Origin of the sequence: Mycobacterium interjectum, assembly GCF_900078675.2 — a bacterium.
Taxonomy (GTDB): Bacteria; Actinomycetota; Actinomycetes; order Mycobacteriales; family Mycobacteriaceae; genus Mycobacterium; species Mycobacterium interjectum.
Map to the genome: position 1 here is coordinate 4,143,773 of NZ_LT546237.1, position 21,070 is coordinate 4,164,842.

The following is a 21,070-nucleotide window of genomic DNA, read 5'->3' on the forward strand; positions in this document are numbered from 1 at the left end:
GGCGGCCGGGAATGGGCCTGTTCCGCAAGCGAAAGAGCCGCGCGACCCGTCGCGCCGAGGCCCGCGCGATCAAGGCCCGCGCCAAACTTGAGGCCAAGCTGGCCGCCAAAAACGACGCTCGCCGGCTCAAGGCCGACCGGCGCGCCGCCGAGAAGGCCCTGAATGCGCAGATCAAATCGCAGCGAGACAGCGACCGGACGGCCCTGAAGGTGGCCGAGGCCGAGCTCAAGGCGGCGAAGGAGGGCAAGTTGCTGTCGCCGACACGGATTCGCCGGGTGCTGACGGTATCTCGGTTGCTGGCGCCGATCCTGACGCCGGTGATCTATCGGGGCGCGATGGCCGCGCGCGCGGCGATCGACCAGCGGCGCGCGGATCAGCTCGGCATCCCGTTGGCCCAGATCGGCCAGTTCTCCGGGCACGGCGCCCAGCTGTCGGCACGCATCGCCGGGTCGGAGAAGTCGTTGCGGATCGTGGTGGAGCGCAAGCCCAAGGACGCCGAGACCAAACAGTTCGTCGCCGCGATCACCGAACGGCTCACCGACCTGGCGGCGGCCGTCACCGCCGCGGAGAACATGCCGGCCGCGCGGCGCCGGGCGGCGCACGCCGCGATCTCGTCGCAGCTCGACGGCATCGAGGCGGACCTGATGGCCCGCCTCGGGCTGACATGACCGCCGCACGCGTCCTGATCGCGGCCGCGGCGCTCTATCTCGGCTCGGCGGTGGGCATCCCGGTGGCATGGGCGCACGTCCACGCCAGCAGCGACAACCCCGCACGCGGCGCCATGGCGATCGTCACCTTCGAGGTGCCCAACGAATCCAACGCGGGCGCGGCGACCACCGCGCTGACCGTCAGCCTGCCCAACGTGGCGGCCGCCAGCACCGAAGCCATGCCGGGCTGGACGGCCAAGCTCGATCGCGACGCGGCGTCGGGCACCGTCCGCTCGGTGACGTGGACGGCCGCGCCCAACGGCGGGATCGGCGTGGACCAATTCGGGCTGTTCCGGATATCGGTGCAGCTGCCCGACGCCGATACCGTCAGCTTCCCGGCCACGCAGACTTATGCCGATGGGACGGTCGTGAAGTGGGACCAGCCGCCGCTGCCCGGCGGCGGTGAGCCCGAACACCCCGCGCCCACGCTCAGCCTCGGCGCGGGCGGCGGGGCGCCGCATCAGCATCATGCACCCGCCGCGGCGCCCTCGTCGTCGACATCACCGGACACCGCCGCCCGCGTGCTGGGCGGGGCGGCCCTGGTGGTGGCCGCCCTCGGTGTCGCACTGGTGCTGCTGCGCCGCCGCGCATGAGGCGCCGGGCGGTCGCCGGGTGGGTAGGCCTGCTGCTGGCCGCGATGATGTCGACCGCGACCATCAACGCACAACCTGCGTGCGCGCACGCCGCGCGGGTCTCGACCGACCCCGCCGACAACGCGGTTCTCGCCACCGGTCCCGACCGGGTCACCGCGACGTTCAACGAAAGGTTGCAGACCGCGTTCGCCGCCATGACCGTCGTCGGGCCCGACGCCCACGTGTGGTCCACCGGGGAGCCGACGGTGCAGGGCGCGATCGTCGCCATCGGCCTGCGTCCCCTGGGGCCGGCCGGCACCTACACGGCGAACTACCGCGTCACCTCGGCCGACGGCCACGTCGTGTCGGGGTCCTGGTCGTTTCGCCTGACCGTCCCGGGCACCGGAACCCCCGGGCCGCCCGCCGCCGGCCCGACCGGGGGTGGCGGCATCCCGGTCTGGCCGTTTGCGGTGGTGGCGGTCGCCCTGGTCGCCGCGGGGGGCTGGTGGGCGCTGCGGCGCAGGCCCTGAGCGCCCCGCTCGCCGAGAGCCGCCCGCGCGCCCTGGCATGATGGGACGCGAGGAACCGGCGCGCAAGACAACACTTCGACGGACAGCTGCAAAGGAGCGGCCGCATGGCAGACCCGCAGGACCAACCCAACGGCGAACCCGACGGCCCACCGGCCCCGCCGGAGAAGAAACCTCCCCCCGAGGTCGCCAAAAAGGCCCCTGCGAAAAAGGCGCCCGCCAAAAAGGCCCCTGCGAAAAAGGCGCCCGCCAAAAAGGCTCCGGCGAAAAAGGCGCCCGCCAAAAAGGCGCCCGCCAAAAAAGCCCCGGCCAAAGCCCCGGAACCCGCTCCCCCGCCACCGGCCGAGGTGGCCATACAGCAGCGCATCGAAACGAACGGCGACCTCGCAGCCGCGGCCAAAGACGCCGCGGCGCAAGCTAAATCAACCGTCGAAGCCGCGCCCAATCCCGTCTCGCCGGAGGGTGCGCCGGCGAGATCCGGGCAGTCGCCGGTGCCGTTGATCGTCGCGGTGGCGCTCAGCCTGCTGGCGATCCTGCTGATCCGGCAGCTGCGGCGCCGCTGACGTGTCCGCGCCGTTCCGGCCGACCGCCGACCTCGTCGACGACATCGGGGCCGACGTGCGCAGCTGCGACCTCCAGTTCCGCCAGTTCGGCGGCCGCTCCGAGTTCGCCGGGCCGATCAGCACCGTGCGCTGCTTCGAAGACAACGCGCTGCTGAAGTCCGTGCTGTCCGAACCGGGGCGCGGTGGCGTCCTGGTGATCGACGGCGCCGGCTCGCTGCACACCGCGCTGGTGGGCGACGTCATCGCCGAATTGGCCCGGTCCAACGGCTGGGCGGGGCTGATCGTCCATGGTGCGGTGCGTGATGCCGCCGCGCTGCGCGGCATCGACATCGGCATCAAGGCGCTGGGCACCAATCCCCGCAAGAGCACCAAGACGGGTGCCGGCGAGCGCGGCGTCGAAATCACCCTCGGCGGGGTGACTTTCGTGCCCGGCGAGATCGCCTACAGCGACGACGACGGCATCGTGGTCGTGTAGCCGAGCCGCCTAAACGGCGACCGCTGCGGGCTTTTTGGCGAACCGCAGGCCCTCGTCGGCGATTTTTCCGCGCCGGATCAGCCGGATGTCGCGCACATAGTTCTGGTTCAGCCGCCACGGCGTGCGCGAGCCCTGCTTGGGCAACTCGTCGAGCGAGCGCAGCACGTAGCCCGGGGTGAACTCCATGAACGGACGCTCCTCGACGTCGGAACCCGGGTGCTCCACGACGACGGTGTCAAAACCGTTGTCGTCCATGTAATTCAGCAGTCGGCACGCGAACTCCGAGACCAGATCGGCCTTCAGGGTCCACGACGCGTTGGTGTATCCGACGGTGTAGATCATGTTCGGCAGCCCGGACAGCATCATGCCCTTATAGGCCATCGTCTTGGTCAGGTCCACCGGCTGCCCATCGACCGTCACGGTCGCCCCGCCAAACAGCTGCAGGTTCAAACCCGTTGCGGTGATGATGATGTCGGCCGGCAACTCCTCGCCCGAGCCGAGCCGGATCCCGGTCGGGGTGAACCGATCGATGGTGTCGGTCACCACGTCGGCCTTGCCCTTGCGGATGACGCGGAACAGGTCGCCGCTGGGCACCAGGCACAGGCGCTGGTCCCACGGGTTGTAGCGCGGGCCGAAGTGCTTCTGCACGTCATAGCCCTCGGGAAGCTGGCGCTGCACGAAGCCGAGCAGGATCTTTCGCATCCGCCGCGGCCACTTCTGGCAGGCCCCGTACAGCGCCGCCTGCCGCAGCACGTTCCGCCACCGGATCGCGGTGTAGGCCTGCTTGTCGGGAAGCCAGCGGCCCAGCCGCTCGGCGAACTTGTCCCGCTTCGGCTGCGAGACGATGTAGGTCGGTGACCGCTGCAGCATGGTGACGTGCTTGGCGCCCGACTCCGCCATCGCCGGGATCAGCGTGACCGCGGTGGCGCCGCTGCCGATCACGACGACGTTCTTGCCGGCGTAGTCGAGGTCCTCGGGCCAGTGCTGCGGGTGGATGATCGGGCCCGTGAAGTCCTCCGCGCCCGCGAACGTCGGCGCAAAGCCCTGCTCGTAGTTGTAGTAGCCGCTGCACAGCAACAGGAACGAACAGGTGAGTGTGGTTGTCATGCCGCCGTTTTCGATCTGCAGGGTCCAGCGGTTGTCGGCGTTGGACCAGTCGGCGTTGACCACTTTCTGGTTGAGCCGGATTTGCTTGTCGATGCCGTACATGGCCGCGGTGCTCTTGACGTAGTCGAGGATCGGGCCGCCGTCGGCGATGGCCTGGCGCTCGGTCCACGGGCGGAACCGGAACCCCAGCGTGTACATGTCCGAGTCGGAACGGATGCCCGGGTAGCGGAACAAGTCCCAGGTGCCCCCCATGGCAGCACGCTTCTCCAGGATGGCGTAGCTCTTGGTCGGGCAGCGGTCCTGCAGGTGCCAGGCCGCGCTCACGCCGGAGATGCCGGCGCCCACGATGACGACGTCAAGGTGCTCAGTCATGGGGCCACGCTATCAACACGGTGTCGAACGAGTCAACGGTCTGTCGAAATTGTCGACGACGTGTAAAGTAACGTCCTGTGACTACCGTCGGCCCGACTCGCGCCCTGCGCGGCCGCCGCGCTCTGCGCCCCTCCGGGGACGACCGGGAGCAGGCGATCCTCGCCACCGCCGAACGACTGCTGGAAGAGCGCGGGTTCGCGGGCATCTCGGTCGACGACCTGGCCAAGGGCGCCGGCCTGTCACGCCCGACGTTCTACTTCTATTTCAAATCCAAGGAAGCGGTGCTGCTGTCGCTGCTCGAGCCGATCATCGCGCGCGCCGACTCCGAGTTCGACGGCGCGGTGCAGCGACTCCCGGAGGACCCGCGCCGCGTCTGGCGCAACGGCATCAAAGCGTTCTTCGACGCGTTCAGCTCGCACCGCACGCTGGCGCGCGCGGCGACGGAGGCGCTGGCCACCAGCGCGGAGCTGCGGCCGGTGTGGCTGGGGTTCATGCAGAAGTGGATCGACCAGACCGCGGCCCTCATTAACGCCGAACGCGCGCGCGGCGCGGCACCGGAGACCATCCCGGCGACCGACCTGGCGACGTCGCTGAACCAGATGAACGAGCGCACAATGATGGCCGCCCTCGCGGCCGAGACGCCGGCCGTCGACGAGGACCGGGTCGTCGACACCCTCACCCACATCTGGGTGACCAGCATCTACGGCGAAACTGGCTAGGCGGCGATCGCAAGCGCGGCGTAGCCGGGCGATGCGGGTCGCCGCCATCGGACGCTGTCGTAGCCGCATGCGAACATACGTTCGTGCGGTGTGACGCGTCCATCCTGCACGCGGACCTGGACTCGTTCTATGCGTCCGTCGAACAGCGCGACGACCCGACGCTGCGCGGCCGTCCCGTGATCGTCGGCGGCGGAGTCGTGCTGGCGGCCAGCTACGAGGCCAAGGCCTACGGCGTGCGCACCGCGATGGGCGGGGCGCAGGCCCGGCGCCTGTGCCCGCACGCCGTGATCGTGCCGCCCCGGATGACGGCCTACAGCCGGGCCAGCGACGCCGTGTTCGAGGTGTTTCGCGACTGCACACCGATCGTGGAGGCGCTGTCGGTGGACGAGGCCTTCCTCGATGTCGGCGGGCTGCTCCGGGTCGCCGGCACCCCGGTCCAGATCGCCGAAAAGTTGCGCGCCGACGTGCGCGACCGCGTCGGCCTGCCGATCACCGTCGGCATCGCCCGGACGAAATTTCTCGCCAAGGTGGCCAGCCAGGAAGCCAAGCCCGACGGGCTGCTGCTGGTGCCGCCCGACCAGGAGCTGGCGTTTTTGCGCCCGCTGCCGGTGCGCCGGTTGTGGGGCGTGGGCGCCAAGACCGCCGAGCGGCTGCACAGCCACGGCATCGCGACCGTCGCCGACGTCGCCGAGCTCAGCGAGTCGACGCTGTCCTCCATGCTGGGCGGGGCCATGGGCCGCCAACTGTATGCGCTGTCCCGCAACATCGACCGCCGCCGGGTGACCACCGGGGTGCGCCGGCGATCCGTGGGCGCGCAACGGGCGCTGGGCCGTGCGGGCAACCGCATGTCGGCCGCGGAGGTCGACGCGGTGGTGGTGAACCTGATCGATCGCATCACCGCACGGATGCGCGCCGCCGGCCGCACCGGTCGCACGGTGGTGCTGCGGCTGCGCTTCGACGACTTCAGCCGGGCGACGCGGTCGCACACCCTGCCGTGGGCCACGTCGTCGACGCAGCCCATCCTGGCCGCCGCGCGGCAGCTGGTCGGCTCCGCGGCGCCCCTGATCGCGGAGCGCGGGCTGACGTTGGTCGGCTTCGCGGTGTCGGGCATCGACCGCAGCGGGGCCCAGCAGCTGATGCTTCCGTTCGGAACCGACGCCGGCCGGCTCGCCGTCGACGAGGCGATCGACCGGGTGCGCCGGCGCTACGGCAAATCCGCGCTCACACCCGCGGTGTTGGTCGGCCGCGACCCCGGCTTCGAGATGCCGCATTTACCCGACTGAGGTCGTCCGCTACCACCCCTGGCACGCCAGCCCGAGCGGGCGACACGGCCGCGACTTCCCCGCATTCGGCGATGGGCCTCTTCAGAGTCTTCGTCCGTGGCCATGCCGGGACTAACATTTGGGTGAAGCGAGCCGGAAGGCGGTGGAGACCATGGGAACCGAAACGCACACGCAGCACCTAGGCCATGATCACGCCCATGGGGAAGGCTGCGGGCATGTTGCCGTCCCGCACGGCGATCACGTCGACTACGTACACGACGGTCACCTTCATCGAAAGCATGACGGGCACTACGACGAATGTGAGCCCGCGTCCGGGCACGTGGTCCATGAGAACCACAGCCACGCCCACGGCGAGGGCTGCGGGCATGTCGCGGTCCCGCACGGCGACCACGTCGACTACATCCACGATGGTTGTCGGCACGCCGCTCACGGCGAACATTACGACGAGCACTGACTCGACCCGGCGAGCGGTCTACTACGACTTTCGCTGTTAGTTCGACCCCGTCCACTCCAGCAGCCTCTCGGCCGGCCAGGTGTTGACGATCCGGTCGGCGGGCACGCCGGCGTCCAGCGCACGCTGGGCACCGTAGCCGAGGAAGTCGAGCTGACCCGGCGCGTGCGCGTCGGTGTCGATGCTGAACACGCAGCCGATCTCCAGCGCGAGCTTCAGGAGCCGGGTCGGCGGGTCGCGGCGCTCGGGACGCGAGTTGATCTCCACGGCCGTCCCGTGCTCGCGGCAGGCGGCGAACACCGCCTCGGCGTCGAACTTGGACTCCGGCCGGATGCCGCGGTTGCCGGAAACCAGCCGGCCGGTGCAGTGGCCGAGGACGTCGGCGTGCGGGTTGGAGACCGCGCGCACCATGCGCCGCGTCATCGCCGGCGCGTCCATGGACAGCTTCGAGTGCACGCTGGCCACGACGACGTCGAGGCGCTCGAGCAGCTCGGGTTCCTGGTCCAGGCTCCCGTCGTCGAGGATGTCGACCTCGATGCCGGTCAGGATGCGCATGGGCGCGAACTCGTCGCGCAACCGGTCGATGACGTCGAGCTGCGCGCGCAGCCGCTCCGGCGACAACCCGTTGGCGATGGTCAGCCGCGGCGAGTGATCGGTCAACGCGCAGTACTCGTGACCCAGCGCCGACGCGGTCGCCATCATCTCGTCGATCGGCGCCGACCCGTCGGACCAGTTGGAGTGCAGGTGCAGGTCGCCGCGCAGCGCGGCACGCAGCCCGCTACCCCCGAGATCCTCTGCGGCGGAACGCAATTCGATCAGCAGGTCGGGCTCGCGACCGGACCAGGCCTGGTCGATCACCTTCGCGGTTCTCGGACCGATGCCCGGCAGCGTCTGCCAGCTGTTGGCCTGACCGTGCCGCTCCCGCGCGGCGTCGTCCAGGCCCTCGATGATGTCGGCGGCGTTGCGGTAGGCCATCACCCGCCTGGGGTCGTGGCGGCTCCGGTCCTTGTAATAGGCGATCTGCCGCAAGGCGGTTACCGGGTCCATGGCTCCAGTGTGCCTGGCCGGATCAGAGCAGTTGGCCGGCGACGAACCCGGCGAGCAGCACGGCGAAGCCGCCGATTTCGCCGGCGATGAGCAGCACCATCGCCACCTCCAGGCCGCGGCCCGGGTCTTCGAATTGGTTGACGGTGTCGCGCCGCGCCCCGTGGCCGATGTAGCCGAGGATCGCGGCGACGAAAAAGAAGACGACAACACCCGCCGCGGTCAGGTTGATCCACGTGGGCCAGGCGCTGAGCTCGACGAAGACCGCCAGCAGCAGGGTCGCGAACGAGTAGAGCAGCGCCGCGCGGTGCGCGATGTCGACATAGGGGTGCGCGCGGTGGTCGTCGGCGGTCATGATCTGGCGGTATTTCCACACGCCGAGAACCAGCGCGAGCACGAAGATCAGCCCGGCCGCCAGCAGGGTGATCTTGGTGTCGAGGCCGAGGGTGTAGGTCATCGCGTGATGAGTTTAGTTTCCCTTAATAAAGCCCGACTACCGTCGGGTGCATGCGATTCGCATTCAAAACCTCACCCCAAAACACCACCTGGGCCGACATGCTCGCCGTCTGGCAGGCCGCCGACGACATCGAGGTCTTCGAGTCCGGGTGGACCTTCGACCACTTCTATCCGATCTTCTCCGACAGCACGGGGCCCTGCCTCGAGGGCTGGACGACACTGACCGCGCTGGCCCAGGCCACCAACCGGCTGCGGCTGGGCACCCTCGTCACCGGCATCCACTACCGCCACCCCGCCGTGCTGGCGAATATGGTTGCGGCGCTGGACATCATCTCGAACGGTCGGCTCGAACTCGGCATCGGTGCCGGCTGGAACGAGGAGGAGTCGGGCGCCTACGGCATCGAGTTGGGCTCCATCAGGGAACGCTTCGACCGATTCGAGGAAGCCTGCCAGGTGCTGATCAGCCTGCTGAGCGAGGAGACCACCGACTTCGACGGCGAGTACTACCAACTCAAGGGCGCCCGCAACGAGCCCAAGGGCGTGCAGCGCCCGCACCCGCCGATCTGCATCGGCGGCAGCGGCGAGAAGCGCACGCTCCCGATCACCGCGCGCTACGCCCAGCACTGGAACTTCGCCGGCGGACCACCCGAACTGTTCGCGCAGAAGCGCGACGTCCTGGCCGCGCGGTGCGCGGACATCGGGCGGGACCCCAAGGAGATCACCATGTCGGCCCACCTCCGGCTGGAGCCGGACCTCGACTACGGGAAGGTCATCGCGGACGCGGCGGCGCTGGCCGCCGAGGGCCTGGACCTCGGGATCGTCTACCTTCCCCCGCCGCACGACCCCGCGGTGCTGGAGCCGTTGGCCGAGGCGATCCGGGAATCGGGGCTGGCGGACGGCTGAGCATGGCTAACCCGGCGTCGGCCGGAGCAAATCCGGCGGGGACGGTGGGGGTGGCGGCTACACCCCGAACAGCATCAGCTCTTCGGCGGTGATCAGTCGTTCTTGCTTGGCGGGAAACTCGCGGCTCTTTACCGGGTGACGTAACCACGACCAGGCGATTCGCCCCATCCGCGACCGAGGTACCGGGTTGACATGCACAGTGACCACTCCTGCGATCGGTCCGTTCTGGCGGGACTCCCCCGTGACTACCCTGTGACAGAGCCCACAACGAACCATTAGACAACAACCGTCTGGCAAACGTGGGCAGAAACGCCGGATTGAATTTTTCTGTTTCTGGTGTGACTGATGTGACTAAGTAAGAGGCGCCGCCGTCGGCCTGATGGGCGCCGGCAGCGCCGTCGCACCCATCAAAAAACGGTCCACGCCGGCCGCGGCGGCCCGGCCCTCAGCTATCGCCCAAACGATCAGTGACTGGCCGCGACCCATGTCACCGGCAACGAAGACGCCGGGGACCGAGGTGTCGAAATCGGCGCCGCGCGCGACGTTGCCGCGGTCGGTGAGCTTCACGTCGAGCTCGGTGAGCAGGCCCGGCCTCTCGGGGCCGACGAACCCCATCGCCAGCAACACCAAATCGGCCTCGAGTTCGAAGTCGGAGCCCTCGACCTTGACGAACTTGCCGTCTTGCATGGTCACCTCGTGGGCCTTCAGGCCGGTCACGTGCCCGTCGGTGCCGACGAACTCCTCGGTATTAACCGAGAACACCCGCTCGCCGCCCTCCTCGTGCGCCGAGGACACCCGGTACATCAGCGGGTAGGTCGGCCACGGCGTGGATTCGGCGCGGGTGTCCGGCGGGCGCGGCATGATCTCGAACTGGTGCACCGCGATCGCACCCTGCCGGTGCACGGTGCCCAGGCAGTCGGCCCCGGTGTCGCCGCCGCCGATGATGACGACCTTCTTGCCCTTGGCGGTGATCGGCGGTTCGCCGTCTTCCCCCAGGACGTCGTCGCCTTCCTGGACCCGGTTGCCCCACGGCAGGAACTCCATGGCCTGGTGGATGCCGTCCAAGTCGCGGCCGGGGATGGGCAGATCGCGCCAGGCGGTGGCCCCGCCGGCCAGCACCACCGCGTCGAAGTCGGCGAGCAGCTGTTCGGCGGTGATGTCGACCCCGACGTTGACGTTCGCCCGGAACTCGGTGCCCTCGGCGCGCATCTGGTCGAGCCGCCGGTTCAGGACGCGCTTTTCCATCTTGAATTCCGGGATGCCGTAACGCAGCAGCCCGCCGATGCGGTCGTCGCGCTCGAAGACGGTCACGCTGTGTCCCGCGCGGGTCAGCTGCTGGGCGGCGGCCAGACCCGCGGGCCCCGAGCCGACCACGGCGACCGTCTTGCCGGTCAGCTTGTCCGGCGGCAGCGGCACCACGAAGCCTTCCTCGAAGGCCCGGTCGATGATCTCCAGCTCGATCTGCTTGATCGTCACCGGATCCTGGTTGATGCCCAGCACGCACGCCGGCTCGCACGGCGCCGGGCACAGCCGCCCGGTGAAGTCGGGGAAGTTGTTGGTGGCGTGCAGCCGTTCGATCGCATCGCGCCAGAGGCCCCGGCGCACCAGGTCGTTCCATTCCGGGATCAGGTTGCCCAGGGGACACCCGTTGTGGCAGAAGGGAATACCGCAGTCCATGCAGCGGGTGGCCTGTTCACGCAGGGTCTGTTCATCGAAGTCCTCGTAGACCTCGTTCCAGTCGCGCAGTCGCAGCGGGACAGGCCGGCGCTTCGGCAATTCCCGATGCGTGTATTTCAGGAAGCCGCTCGGATCAGCCATGCGCGGCCGCCATGATCGCCTTGTCCACGTCGATGCCGTCGCGCTCGGCCTCGGCGATCGCCTGCAGCACCTTCTTGTAGTCGCGCGGCATCACCTTGACGAAGTGCCGGCACTGGCGGGGCCAGTCGGCCAGGATCCGCTGGCCGACAGCCGAATCGGTGGCGTCGACATGCGCCTGGATGGCGCCGTGCAGGTACTCGGCGTCGTCGCCGTCGAGCGTTTCGAGCTCCACCATTTCGGCGTTGAGGTTGTTCGGCAGTTCTTCGTCTGGGTCGTAGACATAGGCCACGCCCCCGGACATGCCCGCCGCGAAGTTGCGCCCGGTGCGGCCCAGAACGACGACCTTGCCTCCGGTCATGTACTCGCAGCCGTGATCGCCGACGCCCTCGACCACGGCGTGGGCGCCGGAGTTGCGGACCGCGAACCGTTCGCCGACCACGCCCCGCAAGTAGACCTCCCCGCTGGTGGCGCCGAACAGGATCACGTTGCCGCCGATGATGTTGTCCTCGGCGACGTAGTCGGCCGGCGCGTTGTCCGACGGGCGCACCACGATCCGGCCGCCGGACAGGCCCTTGCCGACGTAGTCGTTGGCGTCGCCGTAGACACGCAACGTGATCCCCCGGGGCACGAACGCGCCGAAGCTGTTTCCGGCGGAGCCGTCGAAGGTGATGTCGATTGTGCCGTCCGGCAAGCCCTGCCCGCCATAGGCTTTCGTGAGCTCGTGGCCGAGCATGGTGCCCACCGTGCGGTTGACGTTGCTGATCGTGGTGGAGAACCGGACCGGCTTGCCGGAGTCCAGCGCCTCGCGGCTCATCACGATCAACTGCTGATCGAGCGCCTTGTCCAGGCCGTGATCCTGGCGCGAGCTGCAGTACAGGTCCTGGTTCATGAACGCCGACTCCGGCTCGTGCAGCACCGGCGCCAGGTCCAGCTTGTGCGCCTTCCAGTGCGCCCGCGCCAGCGTCGTGTCCAGCGCTCCGACCTGGCCCACGGCCTCGTTGAAGGTCCGGAACCCCAACTGCGCCATGTACTCCCGGACCTCTTCGGCGATGAACAGGAAGAAGTTCTCGACGAACTCGGGTTTGCCGGTGAACCGCTCGCGCAGCACCGGGTTCTGGGTGGCGACGCCGACCGGGCAGGTGTCCAGGTGGCAGACCCGCATCATGATGCAGCCGGCCACCACCAGCGGGGCGGTGGCGAAGCCGAACTCCTCGGCGCCCAGCAGCGCGGCGATCATCACGTCGCGCCCGGTCTTGAGCTGCCCGTCGACCTGGACCACGATCCGGTCGCGTAACCCGTTGAGCAGCAAGGTCTGCTGCGTCTCGGCCAGCCCCAGCTCCCAGGGGGCGCCCGCGTGCTTCTGCGAGGTCAACGGCGTGGCGCCGGTGCCGCCGTCGTGGCCCGAGATCAGCACCACGTCGGCGTGCGCCTTGGAAACCCCGGCCGCGACCGTGCCCACCCCGTTCTCGGACACCAGCTTCACGTGCACGCGCGCCGCCGGGTTGGCGTTCTTCAGGTCGTGGATCAGCTGCGCCAGGTCCTCGATGGAGTAGATGTCGTGGTGCGGCGGCGGCGAGATCAACCCGACGCCGGGCGTGGAGTGCCGCACTTCGGCGACCCACGGGTACACCTTGTGGCCCGGAAGCTGGCCGCCCTCACCGGGTTTGGCGCCTTGGGCCATCTTGATCTGGATGTCGGTGCAGTTGGTCAGGTAGTGCGACGTGACCCCGAAGCGGGCCGAGGCGACCTGCTTGATCGCGCTGCGGCGCCAGTCCCCGTTGGGGTCGCGGTCGAATCGCTTGACGTCTTCCCCGCCCTCGCCGCTGTTGGACCGCCCGCCCAGGCGGTTCATCGCGATGGCCAGCGTCTCGTGCGCCTCGGCGGAGATGGAGCCGTAGCTCATCGCGCCCGTGGAGAAGCGCTTGACGATCTCGCTGGCGGGCTCGACCTCCTCCAGCGGAACCGGCGGCCGCACGTCGCCACGGAATTTCAGCAGCCCGCGCAGCGATGCCAGCCGCTCGCTCTGGTCGTCGACCAGACGGGTGTATTCCTTGAAGATCTTGTATTGCCCGGTGCGGGTGGCGTGCTGCAGCTTGAACACGGTCTCCGGGTTGAACAGGTGGTACTCGCCCTCGCGGCGCCACTGGTATTCGCCGCCCACCTCGAGTTCGCGGTGGGCGCGCTCGTCGGGCCGGTCGAGGTAGGCCAGCGTGTGGCGGGTGGCGACGTCGGCGGCGATGTCCTCCAGGGTGATCCCGGAGGTCGGGCAGCTCAGCCCGGTGAAGTACTCGTTGAGCACGTCCTCGGAGATGCCGACCGCCTGGAACAGCTGCGCGCCGGTGTAGGAGGCCAGCGTCGAAATGCCCATCTTGGACATGACTTTCAGCACGCCCTTGCCGGCCGCCTTGACGTAGTTGTTCAGGGCCTTGTTGCGGTCGATCCCGTCGAATGCGCCGCGGTCGAGCATGTCCTCGATCGACTCGAACACCAGGTACGGGTTGATGGCCGCCGCGCCGAAGCCGATCAGTGCCGCCATATGGTGCACCTCGCGGGCATCGCCGGTTTCGACCACCAGGCCGACGTGGGTGCGGGTCCGGTCGCGCACCAGGTGGTGGTGCACCGCCGACACCGCGAGCAGCGACGGGATCGGGGCCAGCCGCTCGTCGGACTCGCGGTCGGACAGGATGATGACCCGGGCGCCGTCGGCGATCGCCGCCGACGCCTGCGCGCGCACCTCCTCGAGTGCGGCGGCCAGCCCGGAGCCGCCCTCGGCGACCGGGTACAGGCAGCGAATCACCTTGGACCGCATGCCGTGTGGACGCCCGTTGATCTTGTCGTCGGGGTTGAGGTTGACCAGCCTGGCCAGCTCGTAGTTCCGCAGGATCGGCTGTTGCAGCAGGATCTGGCGGCAGGAGTCCTCGTCCGGGTTGAGCAGGTCGCGCTCGCCTCCGGTGGTGCCCTGCAGGCTGGTCACCACCTCCTCGCGGATGGCGTCCAGCGGCGGGTTGGTCACCTGGGCGAACAGCTGCTGGAAGTAGTCGTAGAGCATCCGCGGACGCTGAGACAGCACGGCCACCGGGGTGTCGGTGCCCATCGAGCCGATCGGCTCCGCGCCGGAGCGCACCATCGGCGCCACCAACAGGTTGAGCTCCTCGTAGGTGTAGCCGAAAGTCAACTGCCGCTTGACGAGTCGGTCGTGGGGCATCCGGGCGTACTCGCCCGACGGCAGGTCGTCGAGGGGAACCAGGCCCTTGTCGAGCCACTCCTGATAGGGGTGCTCGGCGGCCAGCTCCGCCTTGATCTCCTCGTCGGAGACGATGCGGCCCTGAGCGGTGTCCACCAGGAACATCCGGCCGGGCTGCAGCCGCATCCGGCGCACCACCGTGGCCGGGTCCAGGTCGAGCACGCCGGCCTCGGAGGCCATCACCACCAGGCCGTCGTCGGTGACCCAGATCCGCGAGGGGCGCAAGCCATTTCGGTCCAAAACGGCGCCGATGATGGTGCCGTCGGTGAACGTCATCGACGCCGGGCCGTCCCACGGCTCCATCAACGAGGCGTGGTACTGATAGAACGCCCGCCGCGCGGGGTCCATCGACTCGTGGCGTTCCCACGCCTCGGGGATCATCATCAGCACCGCGTGGGCCAGGCTGCGCCCGCCGAGATGGAGCAATTCGAGCGCCTCGTCGAAGCGCGCGGTGTCCGACGCGCCGGGGGTGCAGATCGGGAACAGCTTCTCGACGTCGTCGCCGAACAGGTCGGTCTTGATCAGCGCCTCGCGCGCCCGCATCCAGTTCTCGTTGCCGGTGACGGTGTTGATCTCGCCGTTGTGCGCAATGCGCCGGAAGGGGTGCGCGAGCGGCCACGACGGGAAGGTGTTCGTGGAGAAGCGGGAGTGCACGATGCCCAGCGCACTGGTCAGCCGATCGTCTTGCAGGTCAAGGTAAAACGCCTTGAGCTGCGGGGTGGTCAGCATGCCCTTGTAGATGAATGTCTGACCGGAAAGGCTTGGGAAGTAGACGGTTTCGCGACCGGGGCCGTCCTGGCCCGGGCCCTTGGTTCCCAGTTCGTGCTCGGCGCGCTTGCGCACCACGTAGGCGCGGCGCTCCAGCGCCATCCCGGAGGCGCCCGTCATGAACACCTGCCGGAAGGTGGGCATCGCGTCGCGCGACAGCGCACCCAGCGACGAGTCGTCCGTCGGCACGTTGCGCCAGCCGATGACCTGCAGGCCCTCGGACTCGGCGATCTTCTCCACCGCGGCGCACGCGGTCACGGCGTCCTTCGACGACTGCGGCAAGAAGGCGATACCGGTGGCGTAGCTGCCCGGAGGGGGCAGTTCGAAATCCACGACCTCCCGCAGGAACGCGTCCGGGACCTGGATCAGGATGCCGGCCCCGTCACCGCTGCGCGGCTCGGCGCCCTGGGCGCCTCGGTGTTCGAGGTTGAGCAGCGCGGTGATCGCCTTGTCGACGATGTCCCGGCTGCGGCGGCCGTGCATATCGACGACCATGGCTACCCCGCACGAATCGTGCTCGAACGCGGGGTTGTATAACCCGACGCGCTTGGGCGTCATATGCACCTGACCCTTCAACCAGAACGTTCGTCGCTGCCGTTACGAGCGGCTCCGACGGGGCCGCACCCGGAGGTTGCGGGCTAGGACCCCGTCGGTCTTGTCGATCGGCTGTGCCCCAGGTGGAGACGATCCGTCAGGGATTCGTCCGTGCAGCGCTGAACGGTGGCCTGGAACTGGTTTCGACAAGTCGTAAAACGATATGACAATACCCGCCTGACATGCCAACTTCGTTAAGTCTAGCCGCCAGCCGGCAGCGGCGTAAATTCGCTGCAGCGGGCGATCGGCAACGCCGCCGACATGGGTGTTTGCTGTTGATATTTTCCCGGCCCGCGCGCCGATTCTACCCAACCGCCCGGCCCATTCGCCAATTTCACAAGTTTGCTGTGATCGCGCACATGCGGGGGGGCCTGGGTACCGGCCTCGCTCACGGGCGTGCTCAGCGGACGGCGGGACGCATCGCGGCGTTGGCGCCGCGAGCCCCNGGTCCGAGCGGGGCGTCCCCGGGCGCTCGTCGACATCGCCGGGTCGCTCGTGGCGGGCGCGCGCCGAGCGCACCTGATCGAGGCACAGGCGGCTCGCCACCACCGTGAGCCAGCCGCGAACGTCGTCGATCTCGTTGGGTTCGGTGCGCGAGAGCCGCAGAAAGGCTTCTTGCGCAACGTCTTCGGCGTCGCCGACGTCGCCGAGCATCTGGTAGGCGAGGTTGATCAGATACGGGCGGTGCAGGCGCCAGGCCTGGGCGACCCGGTCGCTGGGGGACGGCGATTGGCTCATGAACCTTCGACGATGTGGGGCCGCAAAAAGTTACGCGTTTGCGCGGTAACTTTCCCGGCTCCGGCGCCGTCGTATGCGCAGTCAGAAAAATTCACGAAAGGAACCACTCCCATGACAATCGTCGTAACCGGAGCGACCGGCAACGTCGGGCGCCCGCTCGTCGCCGAACTTGTCGCCGCGGGCGCCCGGGTGCGCGCGGTCACCCGCACCCCCGACGCCGCGGGGTTTCCCGCTGACGTCGAGGTGGTCGGGTCGGCGGCGGACGCGTTACCGGGCGCGTCGGCGGTGTTCCTCAATTCGCGGGCCCTGGGCGGGCAGCTCGCCGAGACGGTCGCCCACTGCGGTCGCGCGGGCGTGACCAAGCTGGTCGCCCTGTCGGCGATCAACGCCGACGACGACTTCTCGCGGCAGCCGTCGCGCTTCCGCGGAGACCGCAACAAGGAGGTCGAGCAGCTCGCCGTGGATTCCGGCCTGGCCTGGGTGGGCCTGCGGCCCTCGGTCTTCGCCACCAACTTCGCCGGGATGTGGGGCGCGCAGCTGCGCGCCGGCGACGTGGTGGGCGGCCCCTACGCAGCGGCGTCGTCGGCGCCGATCGTCGAGAGCGACATCTCGGCGGTCGCGGCGCGGGCGTTGCTCACCGACGACCTTGTCGGGCAACGGATCCCGATGACGGGCCCGCGGGCGTTCAGCAACGCGGAGCTGGCCGGTGTCATCGGCGAGGTCCTGGGCCGCCCGCTGCAGTACCTCGAGGTTCCGGCGGAGCTGGTGCGGCAACGGTTCATCGGCCTGGGCCTGGGCGCCGAGTTCGCCGATGCCTATATCGCCATGCAGGCCGAGACCCTCGACAAGCCCGCGCTGGTCACCCACGACGTGGAGAAGATCCTGGGCCGCCCGGCCACCCCGTTCGCGCAGTGGGTGTCCGAGCACCGCGAGCTGTTCGCGAAGGAGAGCTGACATGTCCGAACCACGTCCGCCGCGCTACCTCAAGCCGATGAACAAGGTGATGATGACCGTCCAGCGGCTCGGGATACCGACCGGCCCCGCCATGGTGCTGACGGTGCCCGGTCGCAAGTCGGGCCGCCCGCGCAGCACCCCGATGACGCCGTTCGAATTCCGGGGCGGCCTCTACGTGGTCGCCGGCTACCCGGGCGCCGACTGGGCGGCGAACGCCCGCGCCGCCGGCGCGGGCACGCTGAGCCGGGGCCGACGAGCGCGGGAGGTCAAGATCGTCGAACTGGACGCCGAGGAGGCGCGCCCGGTGCTGCGCGCGTTCCCCGCCCAAGTCCCGGTCGGTGTGGCGTTCGCGAAGCGCTCGGGGATGGTGCGCGACGGGACGCCCGACGAATTCGAGGCGTTGGCCGGCCGGCTCACCGTCTTCCGGTTCGACCCGAAGTAGCCGCTTTCACCTGGGCAGACGTAACGTGGGGCCATGCGCACGGCCTTTCACGAGCAGCTGGACGCTCTCAACGAGCAGCTGGCTGACATGTGCGGACGGGCCGGGTGGTCGATGCAGAACGCCACCCGGGCCCTCCTGCACGCCGACCTCGCGCTGGCCGAACAGGTCATCGACGAACAGCGCCGGCTCGCGGACATGAGCGCCGCCGCCGAGGACGCCGCGTTCGTCCTGCTGGCGCTGCAGGCCCCGGTGGCCGGCGACCTACGCGCCGTGGTCTCCGCGATCCGGGTGTGCGCCGACGTCGAACGCATGGGCGGCCTGGCCGTGCACGTCGCCAAGATCGTGCGCCGCCGCCACCCCGAACATGTGCTGCCCGAAGAGGCCGACGGCTACTTCGCCGAAATGGGCAGCGTCGCCGTCGAATTGGGCAACGCTGCCGAGGAGGTCTTGCGCACCGGCGACCCCGACAAGGCCCGCCTCCTCAACGACGAAGACGACACGATGGACAATCTGCACCGCCAGCTGTTCACCGAGCTGATGTATCGGCAATGGGAACACGGCGTGGCCGCCGCGGTCGATGTGACCTTGCTGGGCAGGTTCTACGAACGCTTCGCCGACCACGCGGTCGAAGTCGCCCGGCACGTGATCTTCCAGGCCACCGGCGCGTTCCCCGGCGGCCCTGATCCGGCCGCCTGAGCGGCACCGGTCACCACACGATGGCGGCCATGTCGCGGTTGTCCGAGCACACGCTGCGCACCGCGGCCTCGATATCGGCGGCGGTGATGATCTGCAGGTCCTCGACCGTCACCGTTTGGCCCGAACGCTTTCGGGCGACCACCCGGGTGTCGCGGAACCCCTCGGCGCGTTCGATCACGTTGCGCGCGAACCGGCCGTTCTGCATGGCGTCGATGCCGTGCTGGCCGCCAGGCGTGGTGTAGTTGCGGATGGTGGTGGCCGCATCCAGAAACGCCTCCCGGGCGCCGTCGTCGAGCATGCTGGCCCGCGGCGCGGCGTAGCGGTGCCCGATCTCGACGATCTCGGCCGGCGAATACGACTCGAAACGCAGCTTGCGGTTGAACCGGCCCGCCAAACCCGGGTTCACTGTGAGGAATTCGTCCACCTGATCCTCGTAGCCCGCGCCGATGAAGCAGAAGTCGAACCGGTGGGTTTCCAAGGCCACCAGGAGCTGGGTGACCGCCTCCATGCCGATCATGTCCGGCGTGCCGTCCTGGTGGCGTTCGATCAGCGAATAAAACTCGTCCATGAAAATGATTCGGCCGAGCGGCTTTTCGATCAGCTCGTTGGTCTTGGGCCCAGATTCTCCAAGCCGAAGCTGATGAGACTGCTCATGTGCCAATAGTCTTTCCGTAGCCCGGACGTAGCGATGTAGGCCGACCAGCTAAAGCAAGGAATTCTCGAGCACTCTAGTCGGAAGTATTTGGACATCGGCAAACGACGGCTTCGCTCGACCTGTTGCCTGTTGCGGCGGCGGTCACATTTTTCCAAAACTCGTACCGCCATGGATTGTGCCCGACGGGTCGCGGGTGTGATCGCGATCTAGGGATTTCGACCCACCCCTCGGGTCGCGTCGCGCCGGCTCGGCATGGGTTGCCGAAGAAATCCTCTGATAGGCGTGCAGCATCGGGTCACGCGGGCTGTGGATGTAGGCCGCGAACAGGCGGCTGCCGGTTTAGCGATCGAGACGCTTTACAAAAGCTGGTAGAGCATCAATCCCAGGTTTCGCCGAGGACGCTGGCCCATGAACTTCGAACCACGGCTAGTGCTTCGGCCGCCGTGATTTCCAGTCGTGTCTGGCCGGAGAGGGATGTCTGCCACTCCAACTCGCTGGGCGGATGCGCGAACATGAAATCGCGCGGCGGAGTTGCGGTTGGGCCGTGCCGAGCGAATAGGGTAGCGGCATCTGGTGTAAGCGACCCGATCTCCGCCATTGCCCACAAGTCGTAAAGGTCGCGGGCCGCGCCGCGGTCGTACCATGCCGTGGTCTTCCAACCGACGAATGATTCGATGGTCGGGACGATCAGGGTTGCGGGGGGAGCATCTTGGTAACGCTGCTCGATGTGACGCAGTTCAGTAGGCCATTCCGGATACCCACGTCGGGCCAGTAATTGGAGCTTTATCGAGATGCCGCTGGCGGTTTGGACGATGGCGGGCTCGACGTCACGTGTTCCAAATGATGGAGACCAACTCAGTCGGCCGTGGGTCCGTAATAGCGCGGAGCCGATCGATTTCACAAGCCGGTCGGCGACTTCACTGCGATTCCCCAGGGCAATCATGTCGATGTCTTCGCTCAGTCGTGCGTGCACTAGGTGCGTGCGACTCAGCGCTGTTCCACCGTAAAAAATCACCTCATCGCGCAAGCTGTCGGAGATGGCGCCGAGGATATGTGAGATCGCGTGATCTCGCCGGACCTGATCATCGGCGACGCGGAAGCGTGCAGCTTCCCGTTCCAAATCTTCCCGGAGGAGCCCGAAACCAGCCCCCGTCATGCCGCCATCTTGCGGACCCGGTTGAATGGTTGGCGGAGCCGTTGGGTTGCGGCGATTTCGGCCATCAGCCCTTGGTCACATCGCGGCAGCAGGGCATGGATCGCCGCGAGCGCCTCGTCCTCCATATCGCCGATGTTGGGCAGATGGGCGAGATCCAGCACTGTCCGCTCGGGCGTCGTGACGAGACAGTCGCCAAGATCGGTCTGCATCACCTCTACCTGCAGGTCGGTGATGTTGCGCACGAAGAATCGGATCGTCGCCGGCCGATCCGTCATCCGCAGAGTTTCACGCCTTCGAGGGGCGGCTATTACTGCGACGGCGATCGCACGCGGAATTGCCCGGTGTAGCCGGGCGGCCGTCAGGCCCATCAAAGCGTATCGGCCCGCACCGAACTCCGCGGCACCGATCCCGGCTGCGGCGCCTTCCAGAGTTGGCAGCCAGTCACCACCGATTCGGTCCTGGGGGACGAGCGTGTAGAAGCCCTCGGCAAGGCGATGGACGAGTCCGCGAGCCTCAAGTCGGGCTAGTTCTTTACGCGGGTTGGCATACGCATCCACATCCCGCGGACGCACGGTGCGCAGCGGAGCCTGAGCGATCGCAGGTGGCACGCCTGGGTAGCGAACGGGCATGTGGCACCTCCTCTCGCCCCAAATAGACGGATCAAGTCGCTTTCAAGGTTACAATATCCGTAGTTTAATGCCAACAGCCGCTAGTTGAGAGGATACTTCTCGGTGAGCTCAAGTCGACTTCTTCGCATCGAGATGGACTATCAAAAGTAGCCCTGGACGCGCCCGATCGAGTTCCCAAGCTGAATACGCGGGTTCGT

The 21,070-nt window shown here is 68.2% G+C and carries 20 protein-coding genes and 2 pseudogenes; 12 read left to right on the forward strand and 10 right to left on the reverse strand.

Features of this window, described 5'->3' with window-relative positions; genetic code table 11:
* Positions 1 to 11: 11 nt before the first annotated feature.
* From BN4348_RS54510 to rraA, 5 genes are all read left to right on the forward strand, one after another.
* Positions 12 to 668: a DUF6474 family protein gene (locus tag BN4348_RS54510; RefSeq protein ID WP_066917014.1), complete on the forward strand. Its 657-nt coding sequence runs from the start codon at positions 12 to 14 to the stop codon at positions 666 to 668.
* Entirely contained in the window at positions 665 to 1,300 is a 636-nt protein-coding gene (locus BN4348_RS54515; protein WP_066917015.1) for a YcnI family protein, read from the forward strand. The genes BN4348_RS54510 and BN4348_RS54515 overlap by 4 nt, the downstream gene beginning before the upstream one ends.
* Positions 1,297 to 1,809 (forward strand): copper resistance CopC family protein, encoded by a 513-nt coding sequence (locus tag BN4348_RS54520; RefSeq protein ID WP_066917016.1) that lies wholly within the window; start codon positions 1,297 to 1,299, stop codon positions 1,807 to 1,809. The genes BN4348_RS54515 and BN4348_RS54520 overlap by 4 nt, the downstream gene beginning before the upstream one ends.
* A gap of 104 nt (positions 1,810 to 1,913) precedes the next feature.
* Positions 1,914 to 2,369 (forward strand): Rv3852 family protein, encoded by a 456-nt coding sequence (locus tag BN4348_RS54525; RefSeq protein ID WP_066917017.1) that lies wholly within the window; start codon positions 1,914 to 1,916, stop codon positions 2,367 to 2,369.
* A 1-nt stretch (position 2,370) separates the two neighbouring features.
* Positions 2,371 to 2,844, forward strand: coding sequence for a ribonuclease E activity regulator RraA (gene rraA, locus BN4348_RS54530; RefSeq protein ID WP_066917018.1), 474 nt, complete (start codon positions 2,371 to 2,373; stop codon positions 2,842 to 2,844).
* 9 nt (positions 2,845 to 2,853) lie between these two features.
* Here the strand turns inward: rraA and BN4348_RS54535 are convergent, their stop codons facing one another.
* On the reverse strand, positions 2,854 to 4,323 hold the full coding sequence (locus BN4348_RS54535; RefSeq protein WP_066917019.1) for a flavin-containing monooxygenase: 1,470 nt from the start codon (positions 4,321 to 4,323) through the stop codon (positions 2,854 to 2,856).
* A gap of 77 nt (positions 4,324 to 4,400) precedes the next feature.
* Here BN4348_RS54535 and BN4348_RS54540 point away from each other — a divergent pair, with 77 nt between their 5' ends.
* The 3 genes from BN4348_RS54540 (at position 4,401) to BN4348_RS61900 (ending at position 6,779) form a co-directional block, all read left to right on the forward strand.
* Positions 4,401 to 5,042, forward strand: coding sequence for a TetR/AcrR family transcriptional regulator (locus BN4348_RS54540; RefSeq protein WP_066917020.1), 642 nt, complete (start codon positions 4,401 to 4,403; stop codon positions 5,040 to 5,042).
* 83 nt (positions 5,043 to 5,125) lie between these two features.
* Positions 5,126 to 6,325: a DNA polymerase IV gene (gene dinB / locus BN4348_RS54545; protein ID WP_066917021.1), complete on the forward strand. Its 1,200-nt coding sequence runs from the start codon at positions 5,126 to 5,128 to the stop codon at positions 6,323 to 6,325.
* A 151-nt stretch (positions 6,326 to 6,476) separates the two neighbouring features.
* On the forward strand, positions 6,477 to 6,779 hold the full coding sequence (locus BN4348_RS61900) for a hypothetical protein (RefSeq protein ID WP_084454606.1): 303 nt from the start codon (positions 6,477 to 6,479) through the stop codon (positions 6,777 to 6,779).
* Positions 6,780 to 6,815: 36 nt separating this feature from the next.
* Here the strand turns inward: BN4348_RS61900 and BN4348_RS54555 are convergent, their stop codons facing one another.
* Positions 6,816 to 7,823, reverse strand: a complete 1,008-nt coding sequence (locus tag BN4348_RS54555; RefSeq protein WP_066917023.1) for a PHP domain-containing protein — start codon at positions 7,821 to 7,823, stop codon at positions 6,816 to 6,818.
* A gap of 22 nt (positions 7,824 to 7,845) precedes the next feature.
* The gene (locus BN4348_RS54560; RefSeq protein ID WP_066917024.1) at positions 7,846 to 8,277 is read right to left on the reverse strand and encodes a hypothetical protein; all 432 of its coding nucleotides are present in this window, start codon (positions 8,275 to 8,277) and stop codon (positions 7,846 to 7,848) included.
* A 50-nt stretch (positions 8,278 to 8,327) separates the two neighbouring features.
* Here BN4348_RS54560 and BN4348_RS54565 point away from each other — a divergent pair, with 50 nt between their 5' ends.
* Positions 8,328 to 9,179, forward strand: a complete 852-nt coding sequence (locus BN4348_RS54565; protein WP_066917025.1) for an LLM class F420-dependent oxidoreductase — start codon at positions 8,328 to 8,330, stop codon at positions 9,177 to 9,179.
* Between the two features lie 57 nt (positions 9,180 to 9,236).
* Here the strand turns inward: BN4348_RS54565 and BN4348_RS60575 are convergent, their stop codons facing one another.
* The 4 genes and pseudogenes from BN4348_RS60575 to BN4348_RS54585 all read right to left on the reverse strand — a co-directional run.
* Positions 9,237 to 9,386: a hypothetical protein gene (locus BN4348_RS60575; RefSeq protein WP_096866220.1), complete on the reverse strand. Its 150-nt coding sequence runs from the start codon at positions 9,384 to 9,386 to the stop codon at positions 9,237 to 9,239.
* 144 nt (positions 9,387 to 9,530) lie between these two features.
* Positions 9,531 to 10,997 (reverse strand): glutamate synthase subunit beta, encoded by a 1,467-nt coding sequence (locus BN4348_RS54575; protein WP_066917026.1) that lies wholly within the window; start codon positions 10,995 to 10,997, stop codon positions 9,531 to 9,533.
* On the reverse strand, positions 10,990 to 15,567 hold the full coding sequence (gene gltB, locus BN4348_RS54580; protein ID WP_066917027.1) for a glutamate synthase large subunit: 4,578 nt from the start codon (positions 15,565 to 15,567) through the stop codon (positions 10,990 to 10,992). The genes BN4348_RS54575 and gltB overlap by 8 nt, the downstream gene beginning before the upstream one ends.
* 483 nt (positions 15,568 to 16,050) lie before the next feature.
* Positions 16,051 to 16,341 (reverse strand): annotated as a pseudogene (locus tag BN4348_RS54585) (sigma factor); the annotation flags it as partial.
* A gap of 111 nt (positions 16,342 to 16,452) precedes the next feature.
* Between BN4348_RS54585 and BN4348_RS54590 the strand changes: the two are divergent.
* From BN4348_RS54590 to phoU, 3 genes are read left to right on the forward strand one after another with little or no spacing between them, the layout of a single operon-like run.
* Complete coding sequence (locus tag BN4348_RS54590; protein WP_066917138.1) at positions 16,453 to 17,295, forward strand: NAD(P)H-binding protein; 843 nt, start codon at positions 16,453 to 16,455, stop codon at positions 17,293 to 17,295.
* A 1-nt stretch (position 17,296) separates the two neighbouring features.
* Positions 17,297 to 17,737: a nitroreductase family deazaflavin-dependent oxidoreductase gene (locus BN4348_RS54595; protein ID WP_066917028.1), complete on the forward strand. Its 441-nt coding sequence runs from the start codon at positions 17,297 to 17,299 to the stop codon at positions 17,735 to 17,737.
* A gap of 33 nt (positions 17,738 to 17,770) precedes the next feature.
* Positions 17,771 to 18,433, forward strand: coding sequence for a phosphate signaling complex protein PhoU (gene phoU / locus BN4348_RS54600; protein ID WP_066917029.1), 663 nt, complete (start codon positions 17,771 to 17,773; stop codon positions 18,431 to 18,433).
* Between the two features lie 10 nt (positions 18,434 to 18,443).
* On the opposite strand, the pseudogene BN4348_RS54605 reads toward phoU, so the two are convergent.
* From BN4348_RS54605 to BN4348_RS54615, 3 genes and pseudogenes are all read right to left on the reverse strand, one after another.
* Positions 18,444 to 19,064, reverse strand: a pseudogene (locus tag BN4348_RS54605) (AAA family ATPase); the annotation flags it as partial.
* Positions 19,065 to 19,464: 400 nt separating this feature from the next.
* Positions 19,465 to 20,244, reverse strand: coding sequence for a nucleotidyl transferase AbiEii/AbiGii toxin family protein (locus BN4348_RS54610; protein ID WP_066917030.1), 780 nt, complete (start codon positions 20,242 to 20,244; stop codon positions 19,465 to 19,467).
* Positions 20,241 to 20,873 carry a type IV toxin-antitoxin system AbiEi family antitoxin domain-containing protein gene (locus tag BN4348_RS54615; protein WP_066917031.1) on the reverse strand — a complete coding sequence of 211 codons (633 nt, stop codon included), beginning with the start codon at positions 20,871 to 20,873 and terminating at the stop codon, positions 20,241 to 20,243. Before BN4348_RS54615 ends, BN4348_RS54610 begins: the two co-directional genes overlap by 4 nt.
* Between the last annotated feature and the right edge of the window lie 197 nt (positions 20,874 to 21,070).

Excerpts from the sequence above, each read along its gene's own strand:
- BN4348_RS54510 (WP_066917014.1), top strand. The coding sequence starts at position 12 with ATGGGCCTGTTCCGCAAGCGAAAGAGCCGCGCGACCCGTCGCGCCGAG.
- BN4348_RS54515 (WP_066917015.1), top strand. The coding sequence starts at position 665 with ATGACCGCCGCACGCGTCCTGATCGCGGCCGCGGCGCTCTATCTCGGC.
- BN4348_RS54520 (WP_066917016.1), top strand. The coding sequence starts at position 1,297 with ATGAGGCGCCGGGCGGTCGCCGGGTGGGTAGGCCTGCTGCTGGCCGCG.
- BN4348_RS54525 (WP_066917017.1), top strand. The coding sequence starts at position 1,914 with ATGGCAGACCCGCAGGACCAACCCAACGGCGAACCCGACGGCCCACCG.
- BN4348_RS54535 (WP_066917019.1), bottom strand. The coding sequence starts at position 4,323 with ATGACTGAGCACCTTGACGTCGTCATCGTGGGCGCCGGCATCTCCGGC.
- BN4348_RS61900 (WP_084454606.1), top strand. The coding sequence starts at position 6,477 with ATGGGAACCGAAACGCACACGCAGCACCTAGGCCATGATCACGCCCAT.
- BN4348_RS54555 (WP_066917023.1), bottom strand. The coding sequence starts at position 7,823 with ATGGACCCGGTAACCGCCTTGCGGCAGATCGCCTATTACAAGGACCGG.
- BN4348_RS54560 (WP_066917024.1), bottom strand. The coding sequence starts at position 8,277 with ATGACCTACACCCTCGGCCTCGACACCAAGATCACCCTGCTGGCGGCC.
- BN4348_RS54565 (WP_066917025.1), top strand. The coding sequence starts at position 8,328 with ATGCGATTCGCATTCAAAACCTCACCCCAAAACACCACCTGGGCCGAC.
- BN4348_RS54575 (WP_066917026.1), bottom strand. The coding sequence starts at position 10,997 with ATGGCTGATCCGAGCGGCTTCCTGAAATACACGCATCGGGAATTGCCG.
- gltB (WP_066917027.1), bottom strand. The coding sequence starts at position 15,567 with ATGACGCCCAAGCGCGTCGGGTTATACAACCCCGCGTTCGAGCACGAT.
- BN4348_RS54590 (WP_066917138.1), top strand. The coding sequence starts at position 16,453 with ATGACAATCGTCGTAACCGGAGCGACCGGCAACGTCGGGCGCCCGCTC.
- BN4348_RS54595 (WP_066917028.1), top strand. The coding sequence starts at position 17,297 with ATGTCCGAACCACGTCCGCCGCGCTACCTCAAGCCGATGAACAAGGTG.
- phoU (WP_066917029.1), top strand. The coding sequence starts at position 17,771 with ATGCGCACGGCCTTTCACGAGCAGCTGGACGCTCTCAACGAGCAGCTG.
- BN4348_RS54610 (WP_066917030.1), bottom strand. The coding sequence starts at position 20,244 with ATGACGGGGGCTGGTTTCGGGCTCCTCCGGGAAGATTTGGAACGGGAA.
- BN4348_RS54615 (WP_066917031.1), bottom strand. The coding sequence starts at position 20,873 with ATGCCCGTTCGCTACCCAGGCGTGCCACCTGCGATCGCTCAGGCTCCG.